The sequence below is a fragment of the Streptomyces sp. NPDC049541 genome, assembly GCF_044465725.1.
In the GTDB taxonomy this organism is placed as follows: Bacteria; Actinomycetota; Actinomycetes; order Streptomycetales; family Streptomycetaceae; genus Streptomyces.
This window is the reverse complement of record NZ_JBITLY010000008.1, coordinates 310881-330802: the sequence shown is the minus strand read 5'-3', so window position 1 is coordinate 330802 and position 19922 is coordinate 310881. Positions and strand designations below refer to the sequence as shown.

Genomic DNA, 19922 nt, shown 5'->3' with positions numbered 1-19922 from the left:
AGTCGATCATGGAGGGCCGGAGCCGTTCAGCCAGAACGCTCCGTACACGGCCGATGCCACCGCGACACCGCCCACCACCAGGACCGACCGGGACGTACGCAGCCGGGACAGGGCCAGGGCGAGGGGCAGCAGCAGCGGGAAGGCGGGCAGCAGCAGGCGCGGCTTCGAGCCGAAGTAGCTCGAGGCGCACAGGGCGAGCGCGGTGACCACACCCGCGTAGACCAGCAACGGAAGCGGCTGGCGCTGCCGTAGGCAGACGACGTACAGCCACACCACAAGGCCGACCCCGAGGACGATCGCGGCGGCCGCGAGGGCCGAGGGGAACGACGTGAACTTCTCGGCGACGAAACGGGCGAAGGCCAGGCCGCCGTCGAAGCCGTTGCGCCAGCCTGCCTGGACGTCCAGATAGCCCAGCGGGCCCCTGCCGGTGCGGTGTCCGACCCACAGGACGTAGCCCGCGGCGCCCAGCGGGGCCAGGAGCACGGCCAGGGCGCGTCCTGCGGCCGCGGGGGCGCGCACTACGTCCGGCGCGCCTTCGGGCGACCCGACGCGCCGCGTGGAGCCGTTCCCGGGCGGCGCGGGAGTGCACTCGCCCGCGCGCGCGTCCGTCGCGCTCCGCTCTCGCACGAACGAGACCGTCGCAGCCGCCCACACCGCCGCGACGACGGCGAGCCCGACCGGCCGGGTCAGCCCCGCCAGCGCGGCCAGCGCGCCCGCCGTAAGCCAGCGGCCGGTGAGCACCGCATACAGCGACCAGGCGGCGAGCGCCGTGAACAGCGACTCGCTGTACGCCATCGACTGCACGATCCCCACGGGCAGCACCGCCCACAGCAGCACCGCGCACACCCCGGTTCTCCGGCCGTACACATGCTCCGCGACCGCGAAGATCCCCCAGGCCGCCGCGAGCGAGGCGAGCACGCTGACGACGAAACCGGCGTCGGCGTACGACAGCGGGCTCACCGCCGCCAGGCCCCGCTCCAGCCAGGGCAGCAGCGGGAAGAACGCCAGATTCGAGTGCACGTCGCCATTGGGCAGCCGCACCTCGTAGCCGTAACCCAGCTCGGCGACCCTCGTGTACCAGAGCGCGTCCCAGCGGGCCGTCAGCAGCGTGTACGCGCTCTTGCCGCGCGCGGCGCTCCACAGGGCCAGCACGAGCAGGCCCAGAGCGCGCACGGCCACGTACCCGAGGAGGGCCGGGGCCGCACGGCGCAGGGCCGTCTCGCGAGGCGGCGCCACGCGTGTCACAAGGTCGGTCACGGGCTCGATTATCGACGGCCGACGGAACCGGAAGGCCCGGCGGGGCGTGACCCGGAAGGAGGGGGAGTGGCGTACGCCACACCGGTCCGTGCGAAGACTGAGAGGTCCGCCACGTGACCTTTACACGAACTCGCGTACGCTGACGTGTCACTCGCCTTCGTTGCGCGGGCCGGAGACCACCGCTCCTCTCCGGCCGAGATCACGGGGAGTCCCCACCCCGTGTGCCCGCCGACCGCGAGGGAACATCTGGGAGGTACGTACATGTCCGGGACGACCACGGCCGCCGCTGCGCTGCGCCGTCGGGCGGCCGGGGCCGGTGCCAACCGCTGGGTCGTCCTCGTCGTCCTCTGCGTGAGCCTGCTGCTGGTCGCGGTCGACGCGACCGTGCTGCACGTGGCGGTTCCCGCCGTCACCGAGGACCTCAGGCCCGGCGCGATAGAACTGCTCTGGATCGTCGACGTCTACCCCCTCGTCTGCGCCTCGCTGCTGATCCTCTTCGGCACGCTCGGCGACCGGGTGGGCCGCAGAAGGATCCTGCTGCTCGGCTACGCCCTCTTCGGCCTCGCCTCCGGCCTCGCGGCCCTCGCCCACGACCCACAGGTGCTGATCCTCGCCCGGGCGCTGCTCGGCGTCGGCGGCGCGATGATCATGCCCGCGACGCTCTCGATCCTCCGCCAGGTCTTCCCCGACCGGCGGGAACGGGCCCTCGCGATCGGCGTCTGGAGCGCGGTCGCCGCGGTCGGCGCGGCGGTCGGTCCGCTGCTCGGCGGCTTTCTGCTGGAGCACTTCTGGTGGGGTTCGGTCTTCCTCGTCAACATCCCGCTGATGCTGGTCAGCCTGCCGGTGGGCCGGCTGCTGCTGCCCGAGTCGCGGGGCGCCGGTGACGGCCCCTGGGACGTGGTCGGCGCACTGATGGCTGCCGCCGGGCTGTTCGGCGTGGTGCTGGGCGTCAAGCGGCTGGGCGGCGGCGAGCTGGGTCTGTTCACCGTGGCGCCGCTCGTCGTGGGCGTCCTCCTGCTGGTCCTCTTCGTACGGCGGCAGCGGCGCCGTACGCATCCGCTGGTGGACCTCGGGATGTTCGCGCGGCCCGCCTTCAGCACCGCCGTGGGCTGCATCGTGCTGGCGATGCTCGCGTTGGTCGGTCTCGAACTGATCGCGGCGCAGTATCTGCAGCTGGTGCTGGGCCTGTCGCCCCTGGAGACGGGGCTTCGGCTGCTGCCGCTGACCTTCGCCGCGATGGCGGCGGGGCTCGCGGGGGCCCGGATGCTGCGCCGCTTCGGCCCGCGCCGGATGGTGAGCCTCGGGTTCTGCCTGACCGCCGGGGCCGTGGTGCTGCTGACGGTGATGGGCGGGTCCGACAACGCGGGGCTGATGGTGGCCGCGTTCATGCTGCTGGGCTTCGGCCTGGAGACCACGCTCTTCGGGGCGTACGAGTCGATGCTGAGCGAGGCTCCGCCGGAGCAGGCCGGTGGGGCCGCGGCGATCGGCGAGACCTCGTACCAGCTGGGGGCGGGGATCGGTATCGCGCTGCTCGGGAGCGTGATGAACGCCGCGTACACGCCCGGACTGGCGTCCGTACCAGGAGTTCCTTCGTCGGCCTCGGCCTCCGCGTCGCATTCGCTGGGCGAGGCGTATCAGGTGGCCGCGCAGTTGGGCGGACCCGTGGGGGTGGCTCTGCGGCGGGCCGCGCGGGACTCGTTTGTGCATGGGCTGCATGTGACCCTGCTGGTCAGTGCGGGGTTGTTGCTGCTGGGGGCGGTGATGGCGTTGCGGTTGCCGCGGATCATGCAGTGCGGGTCGCCTGCGGCGGCTGTGGAGTTGCCGGCGCCTCGGGAGGTTGCCGACTCGCGGGTCTCGGCCTGACCGATTTTTCGGCTCCACCGCCGGGTCGTTGGTTGTCTGCGGCGCCGTGGGGGCTGGTCGCGCAGTTCCCCGCGCCCCTTGAAGGCCGTTGCACTGGACGTGGAGGACACTGCACCGTAACGTCGGTCCAGAAGTCCTAACTAGCGGTGCTAGTTTTTCAACGTGCCGGAGGGTCCTATGTCCGCGTCCTCGAAGCTGCCCCCCTTCGATCCCGCCGACCCGCTCGGCATCGATGACCTGCTCGAACCCGAGGACCTGGCCATCCGGGACACGGTTCGCGGTTGGGCGGCCGACCGCGTGCTGCCGTACGTCGCCGAGTGGTACGAGAAGGGGGAGCTGCCCGGTATTCGCGAGCTCGCCAAGGAGCTCGGCAGTATCGGGGCCCTCGGTATGTCGCTCAGCGGGTACGGGTGTGCCGGGGCCAGTGCCGTGCAGTACGGGCTGGCCTGTCTGGAGCTGGAGGCCGCCGATTCCGGGATCCGGTCGCTGGTCTCCGTGCAGGGGTCCCTTGCCATGTACGCCATCCACCGGTTCGGCAGCGAGGAGCAGAAGCAGCACTGGCTGCCGCGCATGGCCGCCGGTGAGGCCATCGGGTGCTTCGGGCTGACCGAGCCCGATCACGGGTCCGACCCCGCCTCGATGCGCACGCACGCCAAGCGGGACGGCGACGACTGGGTCCTCAACGGGCGGAAGATGTGGATCACCAACGGGTCCGTGGCGGCCGTCGCCGTGGTCTGGGCCCGGACGGAGGACGGGATCCGCGGCTTCGTCGTGCCCACCGACAGCGCCGGGTTCTCCGCGCCGGAGATCAAGCACAAGTGGTCCCTGCGGGCCAGCGTCACCAGCGAACTCGTCCTCGACGACGTACGGCTGCCCGCCGATGCCGTACTGCCCGAGGTCGTCGGGCTCAAAGGACCGCTCAGCTGTCTCTCGCACGCCCGCTACGGGATCGTCTGGGGCGCCATGGGCGCGGCCCGCAGCTGTTTCGAGGCCGCCGTCGACTATGCGAAGTCACGGGAGCAGTTCGGGCGGCCCATCGGGGGATTCCAGCTCACCCAGGCCAAACTCGCCGACATGGCGGTCGAACTGCACAAGGGGATTCTGCTCGCCCACCATCTGGGGCGGCGCATGGACGCCGGCCGCCTGCGTCCCGAGCAGGTCAGCTTCGGCAAGCTCAACAACGTACGAGAGGCCATCGAGATCTGCCGTACGGCACGGACGATCCTCGGTGCCAACGGGATCTCGCTCGAATACCCCGTCATGCGGCACGCCACCAACCTCGAGTCGGTGCTGACCTACGAAGGCACCGTCGAGATGCACCAGCTCGTCCTGGGCAAGGCGCTCACCGGACTCGACGCGTTTCGGTAAAGCCTCCCCGCAACCCGGCGCGGGGGCAGGGCCGGTGAGCGGCCCTGCCTCAGCTCTGGTTGAAGAAACCGTCCGAACGGTGCGAGGCCGGCTCCCCGCTGATGATTTCCGTGTCGGCGGGGGTGAGCAGGAAAACGCGGTTGGAGACACGGTCGATCGAACCGCGCAGACCGAAGATGAGCCCCGCCGCGAAGTCGACGACGCGCTTGGCGTCGGACGCCTCCATGGCGGTGAGGTTCACGATCACCGGGACACCCTCGCGGAACAGCTCGCCGATGGCGCGGGCGTCCCGGAAGCTGTCCGGGGTCACCGTGCCGATGCGGCGGCCCTTTTCCTCGGCGGTGTCCGAGGCCACCTTGACCCGCGGGTCGGTGACCCAGGCATCCCCGGGCTGCTCGGTCCCTTCGGAGTAGTCGTCGTCGTAGTAACGCTCGTCATCGTTGTCGTCAACGAGGCCAAGCCAGGCACTCGCCTTGCGTACCGATCCCATGGACGCCTCCTCTCACAGCGGTCCTTCTTGCTTTCCGCATCCCTATGGTCATCCATGATGCGGTTGGCGCGCCAAGTGGATAGACGCCGCGCGGGGGGTTTGTGACGGTACTGGTGCAGAGCGAATCCGTCGAGAGCCCGCGTTTCCCAAGGGTCGTGCTGTACACAGATGCTGACTGTGAGTGAAATATGATTCTTCACGGCGTACGGGTGACGGGCAGTGCGTACGGGTGAACGCAGTGGTCGGTACGATGCGGCAGCTCAACGCCGTATCAGAAGCAGCGCCGGCACCGGAAGTCACACGAGCCACGGGGGGATCGTCGTGTTCGGAATCGTCAGGCCATGTACTCATCGACTCGGTGAGAACCTCAAGTCCCAATGGGTTGCCCATTTGTGCGGACTGTGTCTCGCACTGCGCAAGGATCACGGTCAGTTCGCACGAGTCGTGACCAACTACGACGGGCTGCTCATATCCGTTCTGACGGAGGCTCAGGCCGCGCGGGCCGCCGGACGGCGGCGCACGGCGGGGCCTTGTCCGCTGCGCGGGATGCGCACCGCGTCCGTGGCGCAGGGGGAAGGGGCGCGGCTCGCGGCCGCCGTGTCGCTGGTGCTCGCCTCGGCCAAGGTGCGGGACCACCTCGCCGACGGGGACGGGCTGCTGGCGCGCAAGCCGGTGGCGCTCGCCGCGCGCCGGGTGGCCTCGAACTGGGACACGGCGGGAGCCCGTACCGGATCCGCCGTCGGGTTCGACACCGCGGTGCTCGTGGACGCCGTGGACCGGCAGACCGGCATCGAGGCCCTCGCAGGACCCGGGACGCCGGTTGTGACGGTCACCGAACCCACCGAGACGGCGACCGCAGCGGCCTTCGCGCACACCGCGGTCCTGGCCGGACGGCCGGGCAACGCCGAGCCGCTCGCCGAGGCCGGGCGGCTGTTCGGGCGGCTCGCCCATCTCCTGGACGCGGTGGAGGACCGGGAAACTGACGCGGCGTCGGGTGCCTGGAACCCGCTCACCGCCACCGGAACCCCGCTCGCCGAGGCCCGGCGGCTCACCGACGACGCCCTGCACGGGATCCGGCTCGCGCTGCGCGAGGTGGACTTCGTGGACAGCGGACTCGCCCACCGGCTGCTGGTGCACGAACTGCGCACCTCCGTCGACCGCGCCTTCGGTACGGCCTCCTGCGCGCACGGGACGGCGCCGCCGGAGCCGCCGCGGAGCGACCGCCGTGGGCTGCTGGCGGGCTGCGCGGTGTGGGCGGGGCTGGCCTGTACGTGCCAGATGTGCTGCGGCGAGTACGAGGACCCGTGGAGCCGCCGACGCAAGGACGGCCTCTGCAAGGGCACCGACTGCGGCGACTGTTGCGATTGCTGTGACTGCGGCTGCGATTGTTGCGATTGCTGTGACGGGTGCGACTGCTGTGACTGCGGCTGCGACTGCTGAACCCGGTACCACAGGTGTCGTATACGGAATGCGCCCGGCGGGACGGTCACCTGGCGCTTCCTGAAGATCCTGTGTCCACAACGTAAAAGAAGAAGATGATCTGGTGACCGGTGCCCCGGTGAGGTCGTTGGGCGGAAGCAGAACCATTTCTGTCCCTGTCCCAACTCGCCACCCACATAAGGCACTTCTGTGGACGTCACAGCAAAAGCGACCACCACCATTCGCACCAGGCTGCTGCGGATCCTGATCCTCGCCCTCGCGGTCCTGCTGACGCTGCTCGGCGTCGCGGCCGCCCAGCAGATCTCCGCCTACCGCAACGCATCCGCCACCGACAACAACGCACGACTGGAGATCACCCTCCAGGGCCTCGTCCACGAGCTGCAGAAGGAGCGCGGACTCACCACCGGATACGTGGGCGGAGTCGGACAGTTCAAGGCCAAGCTGCCCGCCCAGCGGCGGGCCACCGACAGCGCACGCGCAGCGCTCGACAAGGCGCTGAAGGAGCGCGACGACGCGGCCGCCGACTCCGTGCGCGAGTCCCTCGGACGGCTCGACGGCCTGGCCGGCATCCGCAGGGACGCCGACGACGGCACCGGCGTCGTGAAGGACACCTTCAACTACTTCACCACCACGATCACCGTCCTCGACCGGCTCGACCTAGGCCTCGACGCGGTGCGCGACGGCACCCTGCGCGACGCCTACCAGGCGCTCCAGGTCCTCGGCAACGCCAAGGAGTTCACCGGGGAGGAGCGCGCCATCGTGCTCGGCTCGGTGCGCGCCTCCGGCGGCCGCTTCCGCGGCGACGACTACAGCCGCTTCATGCAGATCCGGGCAAGTCGCCAGGCCGCCCTCGCCGCCTTCCCGCGCGCGGCCACCGCCGACCAGGAACGGCGCCTGAACGAGGCCCTGACCACTCCGGACGCGCAGCGCATGCTGGCCTACGAGAGCGTGGCCGTGCACGGCGGTTCCAAGCTGAGTTCCTCCAGCCTCCCGCCCATGGACTGGTGGAACACCACGACCTCGACCATCAACGGGCTGCGGGCGGTGCAGATCTCCCTCGGCGCCGACGTCGAGCACCGCGCCGCCGCCCTGGAGAGCACCGCCCAGCGCGACCTGCTGCTGTTCGTGCTGCTCGCGCTCGGCACCGTCGCCGCACTCGGCGCGCTCGCCCTCGACTGTGTACGGTCCGTGTCCGCGCCGCTCGCCGAACTCGCCCAGCAGGCCCGGGAGGTGGCGGGCGAGCGGCTGCCGCGCGCCGTCGCCGCCGTACAGGACGCGAACGCCGGGGAGAGCCCCGAACCGCCCGCCCCACTCACGGTGAGCCGCAGGGCGGGCGCCGAGGTCCGGGAGGTCGCCGAGGCGTTCGACCGCGTCCAGCGGGCCGCCTTCGACCTCGCCACCGAACAGGCCGTGCTGCGCCGCAACGCCACCGACTCGCTGGTCAGCCTCGGCCGTCGCAACCAGAACCTGGTACGCCGCCAGATCAGCTTCATCAACAAGCTGGAGCACGAGGACGCCGATCCGGCCACCCTCGCCAACCTCTTCGAACTGGACCACCTCGCCACGCGCATGCGCCGCAACGCCGAGAGCCTCCTCGTGCTCGCCGGGGAGTCCAGCCCCCGCCCCTGGGCCACCCCGCTGGCCGTCACCGACGTGCTGCGCGCCTCGCTCGCCGAGGTCGAGGAGTACCGCCGGGTCACCCTGCGCCGGATCGAACCCGCGCACATCAGCGGCGCCGTCGTCGCCGAGGTCGCCCATCTGCTCGCCGAGCTGGTCGAGAACGCGCTGAGCTACTCGCCGCCGGACTCCGCCGTGGAGATCGAGGGGCGGCGCACGAGCGCCGGCTATCTCGTCGCGATCGTCGACAACGGCCTCGGCATGGACACCCAGGCGCTCGCCGAGGCCAACGTACGGCTGTCCGGCACGGCCAGCTTCATGGCCGAACCCACCCGGTTCCTCGGCCACTTCGTGGTCGGCGCCCTCGCCCGCAAGTGCGGGATCGAGGTACGGCTCGGCGAGGCGCCGGCGGCCGGAGTGGTCGCCCGGGTGCTGATTCCGTTGCAGCTGCTCACGGAGGCTCCGCAGGGCAAGGCCGCCGACAAGCCGGTGCTCCCCGCTCCCCGGAAGGAGAAGGACGTGGACGTTCCCCCCGGGGAGCTGGTGACGGTTCAGGCAGCGGCGAAACCCGCCGAGAACGCCGAGAACAGGGCCGCGGGCGGCAAGGGCACCTCCGCCGCGCGGACCCGCAACGGGCTCGTCAAGCGACCGCAGCGCAGCGCCATCTCCGAAGCGGTCAGTGAGACCGACCGCCCGGAGCGCCCGGCTGCCGCCGAGCGCACTCCCGACCGCAGCCCCGAGGAGATCTCCGGGATGCTCTCCACCCTGCGCAGCGCCCATATGCGGGGCGGGATCAGCGCGGAGAAGGAGAAGGCGAAGGAGGGCGACAAGGACGACCGGAAGGGCGCCGAGCAGGAAGAGGGTGACGCCAAGTGACCGCCGTCGACGCCCACAAGGACTCGCAGACCTTCAACTGGCTGCTCGCCAACTTCGTCAAGAGCACCGACGGGGTACGGGACGCGGTCGCCGTCTCCTCCGACGGGCTGCTGATCGCCGTGTCCGACGGGCTCGGGCGGACCGAGGCCGACCATCTCTCCGCGATCGTCTCGGGGCTCAGCAGCCTGGCGCGCAGCGCCTCCAAGCGGTACGGCTTCGACGGGGTCAAACTCATCATGATCGAGATGGGCCGGGGCTTCCTGCTCGTCTCCGCGATCCGCGACGGCAGCTGTCTGGGTGTACTGGCCGACAGCAGCGGTGAACTGGGGCTCGTCGGCTACGAGATGGCGGTCCTCGCGGAACGGGCGGGTGATCTGCTCACGCCGACCCTGATCGCCGATCTGCGACAGGCGTTGCCGCGGTGAACGGCGAAGAGCCCATGGACGTAGAGCCTGTTGAGGACGCGACGTTCGTCCGGCCGTTCATCATCACCGGCGGCCGGGCCGAGCCGCTCCAGGCCGACCTGCGGCTGGAGACGCTGGTCGTCGCCGTCGGTGACCCCGACGAGTCGCTGACGTTCGAGCGGCGGCACATCGTCGCGGTGTGCGAGCAGCCGACGACGGTCGCCGAGGTGGCGTCGCGGGTCGGCATCCCGCTGGGCGTCGCCAAGGTGCTCGTGTCCGACCTGGTCGTCGCCGGCCGGCTCGACTGCCGGGAACCCGAGGAGCTGCCGCTCCAGATGCTCGAAAGGATCAGGGACCATGTCCGGGCGCTCTGACAGGATCGTGCCGCTCGCCGTGAAGATCGTGGTGAGCGGTGGACTCGGTGTCGGCAAGACCACGTTCATCGGGGCGATTTCGGAGATCGAACCGCTGGACACGGAGGCCGCGATGACGCAGGTCTCCGTGGGCGTCGATTCGCTCGACGGGGTCGAGTCGAAGACGACCACGACCGTGGCGCTGGATTTCGGGCGGATCACTCTTGATCCGACGATCGCGCTCTATCTGTTCGGGACGCCGGGGCAGGACCGGTTCTCGTTCCTGTGGGACGACCTGGTGGAGGGAGCCCTGGGGACGGTCGTCCTCGCGGACACCCGGCGCATCGAGGAGTGCTTTCCGGCCGTCGACTACTTCGAGTCGCAGGGGGCGCCGTTCGTCCTTGCGGTGAATCGGTTCGACGGGGCGGAGCGGTTCGAACTGGAGGAGGTCCGGGAGGCGCTTGGCCTGGGGGCCGACGTTCCGGTGCTGGAGTGTGATGCGCGGGATCGTTCCTCGGTGCGGGATGTTCTGGGGGCGTTGATGGATCGGGTGATCGGGGTTCGGGCTGCGCCTAAGAGACGGGCGGCTCTGGTGCGTTAGCGGGTGCGGGGTTGGTTGTGGTTGCTCGCGCCCACGCGGCGGGGCCGCAGATCGACACAGCCCCGCGCCCCTTAAAAGCAGGCGCGGGGCACAGCCGTTAGTTCTGCAGCTCCGGGGGCGAGATCTGCGACTTCGTGATCGCCGAGCCCGTCGTTCCCCACTTCTTCAGGACCTTCTCGTACGTGCCGTCTGCTATCAGCTTGTTCACCGCTGACTGGAAGGCGGGGGCCAGTCTGGTGCCCTTCTTGAAGGCGAAGCCCACGTCCAGGCGGTGGTACTCGTTGAGGAACTTCACGCCCTGTTGGTGGGCCACCGCGTAGCGGAGACCGTTGATCGTGGACATCACCACGTCGCTGCGGCCCTGCTGGAGGGAGGACCAGATGGCGCCCGTCTCGCTGTAGGTCTGCACGTTGTACGGTTTCTTGCCGGCGGCCGTGCAGAGCTTCTTGTTCTCCTCCAGCGTCGCCTCGAAGGTGGTGCCGGCGCCGGTTGCCACGTTCAGGCCGCACAGCTGCCTCAGGTCCGTGACCTTGGAGAGCTTGCTGTCCTTGCGGGTGGCGAAGCCCTGGCCGTCGTTGATGTAGGTGACGAAGTCGATGGTCTTGCGGCGTTCGTCCGTGACGCCGAAGTTGCTCGCGCCGAAGTCGTACTTGCCGCTGTCGAGGGCCGGCAGGATCGCCTCGAAGCCGGCCTGTTCGGACTTGAGCCTGATGCCGAGCACCTTGGCGACCGCGTCGGCGAAGTCGACGTCCTGGCCGGTCAGGGTTTTGCCGTCGTCCAGGTAGGTGGTGCCGGGCGGGGTGCCGCCGACGCTGAACGCGACGGTGAGGCTTGTCGTGCCCGGCGGCAGCAGCTTTGCCGACGCCTCGTCCTTGTGGACGGCGGAGACCACGTCCGTCGTGGGGATCTTGTCCGCCTTCGCCGAGGTGCCCGCGGCGTCGGTCGAGCCGTCCGGACCCGAGCCGCAAGCGGTGAGCAGCACCGTGGCGGACGTGATCAGGGCGAAAGGTGCGAAGAGGGTTCTACGGGTACGCGTGAACGTGCGCATCGGGTGCGGTCTCCTGGAAGCAGGAAGGAGTGAGAAGAGCGCGAGGGGAGGGGTGCGTGCGCGTGTGAAGGCGAAGCGGGAGAACGCTGAGAACGCCCGGTCAGGGCGCGCAGTGAGGTCGGCTCAACAGGAACAGGACCACACTCGACCGAAGTCGATGTGGGAGCGCGTGACCAGCCACTGCTGTGGATGCATGGGCCAAGTGGAACAGGCATCCGGTTCTGCGTCAACTGACTTGAGACGTGCTGCTCACATGCCGGACAGCCTTGACAGTGAGGGGAAACGGCCCCGTACAGTCGATGGACGGCCCTGCTGAGGGGCTCGGCCGTAGCGCGCTGTCGCTGTGTGCAGCCCGGCGCGTCCGTGTGAAGGCATCCACCGTGTTCGACCAACGCGTCACGGAGCCTTCGCATGTCTTCCGACACTCTCGCCAAAGTCCCGGCGGCACCGGACATACCCGAGCAGGCCGATGCCCTGCGCATCGTGCCGCAGCGGCGGTTCGGCCAGTGGACCGCAGCCGTCCTCGTGCTCGCCCTGCTCGGCCTCGCCGTCAACTCCGTACTGCGCAACCGGGCGTTCGAGTGGGACGTCGTCGCCGAGTACTTCACCTCGGACTCGGTGCTGCGCGGGCTGTGGCTCACGCTGTGGCTGACCGCGGTCGTGATGGTGCTCGGCTTTGCGCTGGGCACGCTGCTCGCCGCGTTCCGGCTGTCCGCCAACCCCGTGCTGAGAGCGGTGAGTTGGGGCTATGTCTGGCTCTTCCGGTCGATTCCGATCCTGGTGCAGCTGTTGTTGTGGTTCAACATCGGGGCCCTGTATCCCGAGTTGTTCGGGGTCAAGACGGTCAATCTGCTCGGGCCCGTCGAGGTCGCCGTCGTCGGACTCACGCTGCACGAGGCCGCCTACGCCGCCGAGGTCGTGCGCGGCGGCATCCTGTCCGTCGACCGGGGGCAGATCGAGGCCGCCCAGGCGCTCGGGCTGAGCCGCTGGCGGCGCTGGCGGCGGATCGTGCTGCCACAGGCGATGCGCTCCATCGTGCCGCCCGCCGGGAACATGCTGATCGGCACCCTCAAGGGCACCTCCATCGTCAGCGTCATCGCGGTGAACGACCTGCTCTTCTCGGCGCAGCTGATCTACCACCGCACCTACCAGGTCATTCCGCTGCTGATGGTGGCCACCCTCTGGTACACCGTCGTCACCTCGGTGCTCGGTGTCGGGCAGTACTACGTGGAGAAGCACTACGCCCGCGGTTCGGAGCGCGCGCGATGAGGCCCTCCCTGGTGATCGTCGGGGCCGGGCCGCGGGGGACCGGTCTCATCGAGCGGATCGCGGCCAACGCCTCCGAGCTGTATGCCGGTTCGGGCCTCGACATCCATCTCGTCGACCCCCATCCGCCGGGCGCCGGACGCATCTGGCGCGCCGCCCAGTCGCCGCTGCTGTGGATGAACTCCCACGCCGAGGACGTCACCATGTTCACCGACGAGACGGTGGCCATGGAGGGCCCGGTGCGGGAGGGGCCCACGCTGCACGAGTGGGCCGGCATCGACGGCCGTACCTTCGCGGACCGGCAGCTCCAGGGGGCGTATCTGCGCTGGGTGCATGAACAGGCCGTGGCCGACCTGCCCCCGGGTGTCGTCGTCCACCACCATCCCCGGCGCGCCCTTCGGGTCAGCGGCCCGCGCGAGGGCCGTCAGCAGGTGTGGCTGGAGGGCCGCCCGCGCCCGCTCCTGGCCGACCTCGTCGTGCTCGCGCTCGGCCACCTCGACGCCGAACTCGACGTTCAGCAGGTCGAGTTGGCCGAGTACGCGCGTGCGCACGGGCTGGTCCACCTTCCGCCCGACTTCACCGCCGACAGCGATCTGACCGCGCTGAAGGCCGGTGAGCCCGTTCTCGTGCGCGGGTTCGGGCTCGCCTTCGTCGACCTGATGGTGCTGCTGACCGAGGGGCGGGGCGGGCGGTACGAGGGCGACACCTATGTGCCGTCGGGGCAGGAGCCGGTGCTGTACGTCGGTTCGCGGCGCGGAGTGCCGTACCACTCGAAGATCGGCTACGACTGGAGCGGCGAACGGCCGCCGCTGCCGCGGTTCTTCGGGCCGCCCGAGGTCGAGGCGCTGCTCGCGCGTCCCGACGGGTTCGACTTCCGGCGGGACGTGTGGCCGCTGGTGGAGAAGGAGCTGGGGTTCGCCCACTACCACCGGCTGTTCACCGTGCATCCGGAGCGGACGGCCGTCGAATGGAACGTCTTCGAGGAGAAGTACGCGGCCGCGTCCGGCGTGGCCGAGCGGGAGGCGCTCGTGGCGTCCGCCGTGCCCGACCCCGCCGACCGGCTCGACCTGGACGCGCTCGACCACCCGCTGGACGGGGTGCGGTACGGCTCCTTCGAGGAGTTCCAGGAGGGGCTGCGGGGCTATGTCGAGCATGACCTGAGCAGACGTCACGACCCCGACCACAGCCCCGACCTGGCCGTGTTCCTCGGGCTGCTCTCCGTCTACGGTCAGCTGGTCCGACTCGGTGGTATCGGCCCCTGGTGGCACGGCTTCTTCAGCTATCTGGCCTCCGGGCCGCCCGGACCGCGGCTGCGGCAGCTGCTGGCGCTGTCCCGAGCCGGAGTCCTGAAGTTCCTCGGCGCCGACATGACCGTCAGCGCCGAGGACGGGGTGTTCCGGGCGTCCAGCGCCACCGTTCCGGGTGCCTTCGTCGAGGCACGGGCGCTGGTCGAGGCGCGGCTGCCCGAGCCCACCGTCGGACGGGCCCGCGACCCCCTGCTGCGCGAACTGCACGCCGACGGCGCCGTCGAGACCCCCGACGGGCTGCTCCGGGTGGACCCCGCCGACGGGCGGCTCCTCGACGGCGTCGGGCGGCCGCATCCAAGGCGGTTCGCGCTCGGGCCCTACACCGACGGACGCACGCCCGGCGCCTTCACCCGGCCGCGCACCGGCGGTCCCGCCTTCCGGCAGAACGACGCCACCGCACGGGCCGTGCTGCGGTTCCTGCGCGAGCTGGACGGCAGCGCGGCCGCATGACCCGCCTGACTCCCCTTCCCAAGGAAGTGCCCCGATGAGCGTCATGGTCGACATCAGATCCGTCCACAAGAGCTTCGGCTCGCTCGAGGTCCTCAAGGGCATCGATCTGGAGGTGCGCACCGGCGAGGTCACCGTCGTCCTCGGCCCGTCCGGCTCCGGCAAGTCGACGTTGCTGCGCACCATCAACCACCTGGAGAAGGTGGACCGCGGAGCGATCAGCGTGGACGGCACGCTGGTCGGCTACCGGCGCTCCGGCGACAAGCTGCACGAACTGCCCGAGCGTGAGGTGCTCAAGCAGCGCACCCGGATCGGGTTCGTCTTCCAGAACTTCCATCTGTTCCCGCACCTCACCGTGGTGGACAACATCATCGAGGCACCCGTGTCCGCGCTGAAACGGCCGCGCAAGGAGGCGCTCGAGAGTGCGCGCCGGCTGCTGGACCGGGTGGGTCTCGCGGACAAGGCCGACGCCTACCCGCGGCAGCTCTCCGGCGGACAGCAGCAGCGGGTCGCCATCGCACGGGCACTGGCGCTGGAGCCCAAGCTGCTGCTCTTCGACGAACCGACGTCCGCGCTCGACCCCGAGCTGGTCGGCGAAGTCCTCGACGTCATACGGGACCTGGCCGATCAGGGCACCACGATGATCGTCGTCACGCACGAGATCGGCTTCGCCCGTGAGGTCGCCGACACCGTGGTCTTCATGGCCGACGGAAAGATCGTCGAACAGGGCCCGCCCGGTGACGTGCTGGACGCTCCCCGCCACGAGCGCACCAGGGCGTTTCTCTCCAAGGTTCTCTGAAAGGTTCCCCCCACATGACCTCATCGCACGGCCGGGGGCGGTTGCACCTGGCCGCCGCCCTGGACCAGCCGGCGGTGTTCGACGCCGGCTCCCACATCGAACTGGCGCGGCTCGCCGAGCGCGGCGGCCTGGACTTCGTCACGCTGGACGACACCTTCGCCCGCCCCGGGCCCGACGCGCTCGCCGTCCTCTCCCGGGTCGCCCCCGCCACCACCCGCCTCGGCCTGGTCCCCACCGTCACCACCACCCACACCGAGCCCTTCCATGTGCAGGCCGCCGTCGCCACCCTCGACTGGGTCAGCCGCGGCCGGGCCGGCTGGCGGATCGACGTGTCCACCACCGAGGGCGAGGCCCGTCTCTTCGGCCGCCGCCATGCCGTGACCGCCGAGGAACTGTGGCGCGAGGCCGGCGAAGTCGCCGACGTGGCCGCCAGACTGTGGGACAGCTGGGAGGACGACGCCGAGATACGGGACCCGGCGACCGGCCGCTTCATCGACCGGGACAAGCTGCACCACGTCGACTTCACCGGCGCCGGCTTCTCGGTGAAGGGCCCCTCGATCGTGCCGCGGCCCCCGCAGGGCCACCCCGTCCGCGTGGTCGACGCCACCGAGGGGCACGCCCGGCGCACCGCCGCCCAGTACGCCGACGTGGCCCTGGTGCGGGCCGCGAGCCCCGCGCAGGCCGCCGCCGTACGGGACCAACTCCGCCAGTCGGCCGCCGAGTTCGGACGCAACCCCGACACCCTGCGGGTGCTCGTGAGCCTCCTCGTCGACCTCGGCGACGGTGAGCACGCGGCCGAGCCGGGCCACGGCGGGGGCGGCCCCCGGCAGACCGTGCAGGGCCCGCTGTACCGGGGCGGCCCCGTGGACCTCGCCGAACTGATCGCCGGCTGGCACGCGGACGGCATCGTCGACGGCTTCCACCTCACGCCCACCGAGCCGCGCCGTGACCTGGAGCGGCTCGTCAACGGGACGGTGGCGCTGCTCCAGCACCGCGGGCTGTTCCGCACCTTCTACCCGGGCAGCACCCTGAGGGAGCACCTGGGCCTCGCGAGGCCCGCCAACCGGTACGCCGTGACCGGGGGAGCGTCATGACCGTACGACGCAAGCAGATGCATCTCGCGGCACAGTTCCCGGGGGTCGACAACACCACGGTGTGGGCCGATCCGCGATCGCGGTCGCAGATCGACCTCTCGTCCTTCGCACACCTCGCCCGCACCGCCGAACGCGGTCTGTTCGACTTCTTCTTCCTCGCCGAGGGGCTGCGGCTGCGCGAGCACAAGGGCCGTGTCCACGACCTGGACGTGGTGGGCCGGCCCGAGTCGCTGACCGTGCTGAACGCGCTGGCCGGCGTCACCGAACACCTCGGCCTCGCCGCCACCGTCGACGCGACCTGCAACGAGCCCTACGAGCTCGCCCGCCGACTGGCCACGCTGGACCACCTCAGCGGCGGCCGCGCGGCCTGGAACGTGGTGACCTCCTCCGACGTCTTCACCGGCGAGAACTTCCGGCGCGGCGGCTTCCTCGACCCGGCGGACCGGTACTCGCGCGCCGCCGAATTCGTGGGCGTGGCAAGGAAGTTGTGGGACTCCTGGACCCCCGAGGGCGTCTCCCGGCCGTTCGCGCACCGCGGGCAGCACTTCGACATCGCGGGCGAGTTCACCGTGCCGCGCTCACCGCAGGGGCACCCCGTCGTCATCCAGGCCGGGGACTCCGGCGAGGGACGGGAGTTCGCCGCGTCCACGGCCGACGTGGTCCTTTCCGGCTGGGGGTCCGGGGGTTATCCCCCGGGAAGGCACAGCACCCGGCACGGCACGCTGGAGGCGGGGCGCTCGTTCTACGCCGATGTGAAGCGCCGCCTGGAGAAGTACGGCCGCGCCCCGGACGACCTGAAGATCATGCTTGGTGTCACCGTCGTCCTCGGCGACACCGCCGCCGAGGCCCAGGAGAGAGCCGCCGAGATCCGGCGGCAGCAGGTGTCCCCGCCGAACGCGATCCTCGCCCTGGAGCAGATCTGGGGCGTCGACCTGTCGGCGTGCGACCCCGACGGCCCGCTCCCCGAGATCGACCCGGTGGCGGACTCCGCGATCACCCAGGGACGGACCCGGTGCGGCGACACCGTGGCGATCGCGGAGATGGGGGTCCCCCCGCTCGAGCGAAGTTCGAGAGTGGGGGAGGCGCGCGCGTCCAAGGAGAAGGGGCTGTCCATCCGGCAGACCGTGATCGAGGCGGGCGGCCGGCAGTCCTTCATCGGCACGCCCGAGGCCGTCGCCGCCGAACTCGACGAGTATGTGCGGAAGGACGCCGCCGACGGCTTCGTCCTCCAGCCGCTGATCACTCCGGTCGGGCTCGACGAGTTCGTGGACCGTGTGGTGCCGCTGCTGCAGGAGCGCGGCGCTTTCCGCACGGAGTACCAGGGGGCGACGCTGCGGTCACATCTCGGCCTGCCCGACCCGGTACCGTCCGTCAGTGCCTGACCGGCCTGGGGCGCGCCCGGGGTCGAGGGCCATCCGGAAGGGCGACTTCCGGACATCCCCGCGTGCTGGGCTTCTGCCGTTCCCGCCGCCGGGGAACATACGGGCGAGGCGGGCGTCCGCAACCTGGTCCCAACCAGGGCAGAGTTGGCCAAAACTCATGGTTCGTTGAGGGGTTGACGGCCGAAAGGCGCCCTTGCGCCTACCGGCCGTTCGGCCGAATACTCCCCGTCAAGCGCTTGTCAGGGGCACGGCGTGTCCGGAATCCGGACGAACGCGGCCCTGGCTGCGCCTCACGGGCCCCGACCCCACGCGGGCCCCCGACTTCCCCTTGGGAGGAACGAACGTGAGGATCAAGCGCACCACCCCCCGCAGCGGCATTGCGAGACGGACCCGGCTGATCGCCGTCGCCACCGGTCTCGTGGCCGCCGCAGCGTTCGCGGTCCCCAGCGCGAACGCGTCCACCGCCACCCCCTTCAGCACGGCCCAGCTCAAGAGCGCCGACGCCTCGGTGCTCAAGGCCGATGTCCCGGGCACCGCCTGGGCCGTCGACAGCAAGAACCACCGTGTCGTCGTCACCGTCGACAGCACGGTCTCCCAGGCCGAGATCGCGAAGATCAAGCGGCAGGCGGGCAGCAATGCCGGCGCCCTCACCATCAAGCGCACCTCCGGGCAGTTCAAGCCCCTGATCAGCGGTGGCGACGCCATCTACGGCGGCCAGTACCGCTGCTCCCTCGGCTTCAACGTGCACAGCGGGAGCACCTACTACTTCCTGACCGCGGGCCACTGCGGTGAGGTCGCCTCCACCTGGTACTCCAACTCGGGCCACACCACCACGCTGGGCACCAACGTGGGCTACAGCTTCCCGGGCAACGACTTCGCGCTGGTGCGCTACACCAACTCGTCGATCTCGCACCCGAGCACGGTCGGCAGCCAGACCATCACCAGCGCGGCCACCCCGAGCGTCGGCACCACGGTGTACCGCCGCGGCTCCACCACCGGTACGCACAGCGGCCGGGTCACCGCCCTGAACGCCACCGTCAACTACGGCAGCGGCGACATCGTCTACGGCCTGATCCAGACCACGGTCTGCGCAGAGGGCGGCGACAGCGGCGGCCCGCTGTACGGCGGCACCGTGGCGTACGGTCTGACCTCCGGCGGCAGCGGCAACTGCACCTCCGGCGGCACGACCTTCTTCCAGCCGGTCACCGAGGCCCTGAGCTACTACGGCGTGAGCATCGGCTGACGCCCGCTGTTCCCGGCCCCCGTGCGCAACCGGCGCGCGGGGGCTCCCTCTTGTCCGGGTGACGGAGTTACCTTCGAAGCACACGTGGTGCTCGGTCCCCTGGGGGCGGCATGGTCGAGGAGCTGGTGGCGGCGGGAGCGACCCTCGCGTCCGCCGGTGTGGTGTACGTGATGGCGGCCGCTCGGGTCGTCAAGCAGTACGAACGCGGTGTGGTGTTCCGGCTCGGCAAGCTCCGCGACGAGGTGCGCGGGCCGGGGTTCACGATGATCGTGCCGTTCGTGGACCGGCTCCAGAAGGTCAATATGCAGGTCGTGACGATGCCGGTGCCCGCGCAGGAGGGCATCACCCGGGACAACGTCACGGTGCGGGTGGACGCCGTCGTCTACTTCAAGGTGACCGGGCCGGCCGAGGCGGTCGTCCGGGTCGAGGACTACCGGTTCGCGGTCGCGCAGATGGCGCAGACCTCGCTCAGGTCCATCATCGGCAAGAGCGAACTGGATGATTTGCTGTCCAACCGGGAAAAACTCAACCAGGGGCTGGAGTTGATGATCGACAGCCCGGCCGTGGAGTGGGGCGTCACCATCGACCGCGTCGAGATCAAGGACGTGTCCCTGCCCGAGACCATGAAGCGTTCGATGGCCCGGCAGGCCGAGGCCGACCGGGAGCGCCGGGCCCGGGTCATCAACGCCGACGCCGAACTCCAGGCCTCGAAGAAGCTCGCCGAGGCCGCGCAGCAGATGGCGGACACCCCGGCCGCGCTGCAACTGCGGCTGCTGCAGACGGTGACGGCCGTCGCCGCCGAGAAGAACTCCACGCTCGTGCTGCCGTTCCCGGTGGAGCTGCTGAGGTTCCTGGAGAAGGCGCAGCAGACGGCCGGGGCGCCCCAGCAGGTCCCGCAGCAGCCGGTCCAGGCCCAGCAGCAACCGGTGCAGGAGCAACTGCCGCCTCCCGTGCCGAGCTTGGAGGCCGGCCCCGAGGGGTCGAATTCCGGACAGGACTAGACCTCACGCACCGCACATGGGTTACTCGCTCGTAGTGTTTGCAGAGCGAAGACATGGGGTGACCGT

The 19922-nt window shown here is 70.5% G+C and carries 17 protein-coding genes; 14 read left to right on the top strand and 3 right to left on the bottom strand.

The window, feature by feature from the left end; translation table 11 throughout:
- Positions 1-6 precede the first annotated feature (6 nt).
- Positions 7-1257, bottom strand: coding sequence for a glycosyltransferase family 39 protein (locus ACIBW9_RS29705; protein WP_398960112.1), 1251 nt, complete (start codon positions 1255-1257; stop codon positions 7-9).
- 261 nt (positions 1258-1518) lie between these two features.
- On the opposite strand from ACIBW9_RS29705, the gene ACIBW9_RS29700 reads away from it, so the two are divergent.
- Together ACIBW9_RS29700 and ACIBW9_RS29695 are read left to right on the top strand one after the other, a co-directional pair.
- Positions 1519-3120, top strand: coding sequence for an MFS transporter (locus tag ACIBW9_RS29700; protein ID WP_398960111.1), 1602 nt, complete (start codon positions 1519-1521; stop codon positions 3118-3120).
- Positions 3121-3297: 177 nt separating this feature from the next.
- On the top strand, positions 3298-4488 hold the full coding sequence (locus tag ACIBW9_RS29695; protein WP_398960110.1) for an acyl-CoA dehydrogenase family protein: 1191 nt from the start codon (positions 3298-3300) through the stop codon (positions 4486-4488).
- Between the two features lie 49 nt (positions 4489-4537).
- On the opposite strand, the gene ACIBW9_RS29690 is transcribed toward ACIBW9_RS29695, so the two are convergent.
- Entirely contained in the window at positions 4538-4978 is a 441-nt protein-coding gene (locus tag ACIBW9_RS29690; RefSeq protein ID WP_115909036.1) for a cell division protein SepF, read from the bottom strand.
- A 321-nt stretch (positions 4979-5299) separates the two neighbouring features.
- On the opposite strand from ACIBW9_RS29690, the gene ACIBW9_RS29685 reads away from it, so the two are divergent.
- The 5 genes from ACIBW9_RS29685 to ACIBW9_RS29665 all read left to right on the top strand — a co-directional run bounded on the left by ACIBW9_RS29685 (position 5300) and on the right by ACIBW9_RS29665 (position 10269).
- On the top strand, positions 5300-6418 hold the full coding sequence (locus tag ACIBW9_RS29685; RefSeq protein WP_398960109.1) for a DUF5685 family protein: 1119 nt from the start codon (positions 5300-5302) through the stop codon (positions 6416-6418).
- Positions 6419-6607: 189 nt separating this feature from the next.
- A complete protein-coding gene (locus ACIBW9_RS29680; protein ID WP_398960108.1) occupies positions 6608-8911 on the top strand; it encodes a nitrate- and nitrite sensing domain-containing protein in 2304 nt (767 codons plus the stop codon).
- Positions 8908-9336 (top strand): roadblock/LC7 domain-containing protein, encoded by a 429-nt coding sequence (locus ACIBW9_RS29675; protein ID WP_115909039.1) that lies wholly within the window; start codon positions 8908-8910, stop codon positions 9334-9336. The genes ACIBW9_RS29680 and ACIBW9_RS29675 overlap by 4 nt, the downstream gene beginning before the upstream one ends.
- Before the next feature lie 14 nt (positions 9337-9350).
- Entirely contained in the window at positions 9351-9689 is a 339-nt protein-coding gene (locus ACIBW9_RS29670) for a DUF742 domain-containing protein (RefSeq protein WP_398960107.1), read from the top strand.
- Positions 9673-10269: a GTP-binding protein gene (locus ACIBW9_RS29665; RefSeq protein ID WP_398960106.1), complete on the top strand. Its 597-nt coding sequence runs from the start codon at positions 9673-9675 to the stop codon at positions 10267-10269. The genes ACIBW9_RS29670 and ACIBW9_RS29665 overlap by 17 nt, the downstream gene beginning before the upstream one ends.
- Before the next feature lie 97 nt (positions 10270-10366).
- On the opposite strand, the gene ACIBW9_RS29660 is transcribed toward ACIBW9_RS29665, so the two are convergent.
- On the bottom strand, positions 10367-11317 hold the full coding sequence (locus ACIBW9_RS29660) for an ABC transporter substrate-binding protein (RefSeq protein ID WP_398960105.1): 951 nt from the start codon (positions 11315-11317) through the stop codon (positions 10367-10369).
- 411 nt (positions 11318-11728) lie between these two features.
- On the opposite strand from ACIBW9_RS29660, the gene ACIBW9_RS29655 reads away from it, so the two are divergent.
- The 7 genes from ACIBW9_RS29655 to ACIBW9_RS29625 all read left to right on the top strand — a co-directional run bounded on the left by ACIBW9_RS29655 (position 11729) and on the right by ACIBW9_RS29625 (position 19856).
- Positions 11729-12586: an amino acid ABC transporter permease gene (locus tag ACIBW9_RS29655; protein WP_398960104.1), complete on the top strand. Its 858-nt coding sequence runs from the start codon at positions 11729-11731 to the stop codon at positions 12584-12586.
- Positions 12583-14340 carry an FAD/NAD(P)-binding protein gene (locus tag ACIBW9_RS29650; RefSeq protein WP_398960103.1) on the top strand — a complete coding sequence of 586 codons (1758 nt, stop codon included), beginning with the start codon at positions 12583-12585 and terminating at the stop codon, positions 14338-14340. Before ACIBW9_RS29655 ends, ACIBW9_RS29650 begins: the two co-directional genes overlap by 4 nt.
- Before the next feature lie 34 nt (positions 14341-14374).
- Positions 14375-15136: an amino acid ABC transporter ATP-binding protein gene (locus ACIBW9_RS29645; RefSeq protein ID WP_398960102.1), complete on the top strand. Its 762-nt coding sequence runs from the start codon at positions 14375-14377 to the stop codon at positions 15134-15136.
- Between the two features lie 14 nt (positions 15137-15150).
- Entirely contained in the window at positions 15151-16230 is a 1080-nt protein-coding gene (locus tag ACIBW9_RS29640; RefSeq protein ID WP_398960101.1) for an LLM class flavin-dependent oxidoreductase, read from the top strand.
- A gap of 17 nt (positions 16231-16247) precedes the next feature.
- Positions 16248-17612, top strand: a complete 1365-nt coding sequence (locus tag ACIBW9_RS29635; protein WP_398960164.1) for an NtaA/DmoA family FMN-dependent monooxygenase — start codon at positions 16248-16250, stop codon at positions 17610-17612.
- Positions 17613-17955: 343 nt separating this feature from the next.
- Positions 17956-18855, top strand: coding sequence for a S1 family peptidase (locus ACIBW9_RS29630; RefSeq protein WP_398960100.1), 900 nt, complete (start codon positions 17956-17958; stop codon positions 18853-18855).
- 110 nt (positions 18856-18965) lie between these two features.
- A complete protein-coding gene (locus ACIBW9_RS29625) occupies positions 18966-19856 on the top strand; it encodes a slipin family protein (RefSeq protein ID WP_398960099.1) in 891 nt (296 codons plus the stop codon).
- The last annotated feature ends 66 nt before the right edge of the window (positions 19857-19922 follow it).

What these genes read in the sequence shown, in the direction of transcription:
- ACIBW9_RS29650 (WP_398960103.1), top strand. Translation starts at nt 12,583, where the DNA reads ATGAGGCCCTCCCTGGTGATCGTCGGGGCCGGGCCGCGGGGGACCGGT.
- ACIBW9_RS29700 (WP_398960111.1), top strand. Translation starts at nt 1,519, where the DNA reads ATGTCCGGGACGACCACGGCCGCCGCTGCGCTGCGCCGTCGGGCGGCC.
- ACIBW9_RS29665 (WP_398960106.1), top strand. Translation starts at nt 9,673, where the DNA reads ATGTCCGGGCGCTCTGACAGGATCGTGCCGCTCGCCGTGAAGATCGTG.
- ACIBW9_RS29635 (WP_398960164.1), top strand. Translation starts at nt 16,248, where the DNA reads ATGCATCTCGCGGCACAGTTCCCGGGGGTCGACAACACCACGGTGTGG.
- ACIBW9_RS29670 (WP_398960107.1), top strand. Translation starts at nt 9,351, where the DNA reads ATGGACGTAGAGCCTGTTGAGGACGCGACGTTCGTCCGGCCGTTCATC.
- ACIBW9_RS29690 (WP_115909036.1), bottom strand. Translation starts at nt 4,978, where the DNA reads ATGGGATCGGTACGCAAGGCGAGTGCCTGGCTTGGCCTCGTTGACGAC.
- ACIBW9_RS29660 (WP_398960105.1), bottom strand. Translation starts at nt 11,317, where the DNA reads ATGCGCACGTTCACGCGTACCCGTAGAACCCTCTTCGCACCTTTCGCC.
- ACIBW9_RS29625 (WP_398960099.1), top strand. Translation starts at nt 18,966, where the DNA reads ATGGTCGAGGAGCTGGTGGCGGCGGGAGCGACCCTCGCGTCCGCCGGT.
- ACIBW9_RS29640 (WP_398960101.1), top strand. Translation starts at nt 15,151, where the DNA reads ATGACCTCATCGCACGGCCGGGGGCGGTTGCACCTGGCCGCCGCCCTG.
- ACIBW9_RS29655 (WP_398960104.1), top strand. Translation starts at nt 11,729, where the DNA reads ATGTCTTCCGACACTCTCGCCAAAGTCCCGGCGGCACCGGACATACCC.
- ACIBW9_RS29645 (WP_398960102.1), top strand. Translation starts at nt 14,375, where the DNA reads ATGAGCGTCATGGTCGACATCAGATCCGTCCACAAGAGCTTCGGCTCG.
- ACIBW9_RS29695 (WP_398960110.1), top strand. Translation starts at nt 3,298, where the DNA reads ATGTCCGCGTCCTCGAAGCTGCCCCCCTTCGATCCCGCCGACCCGCTC.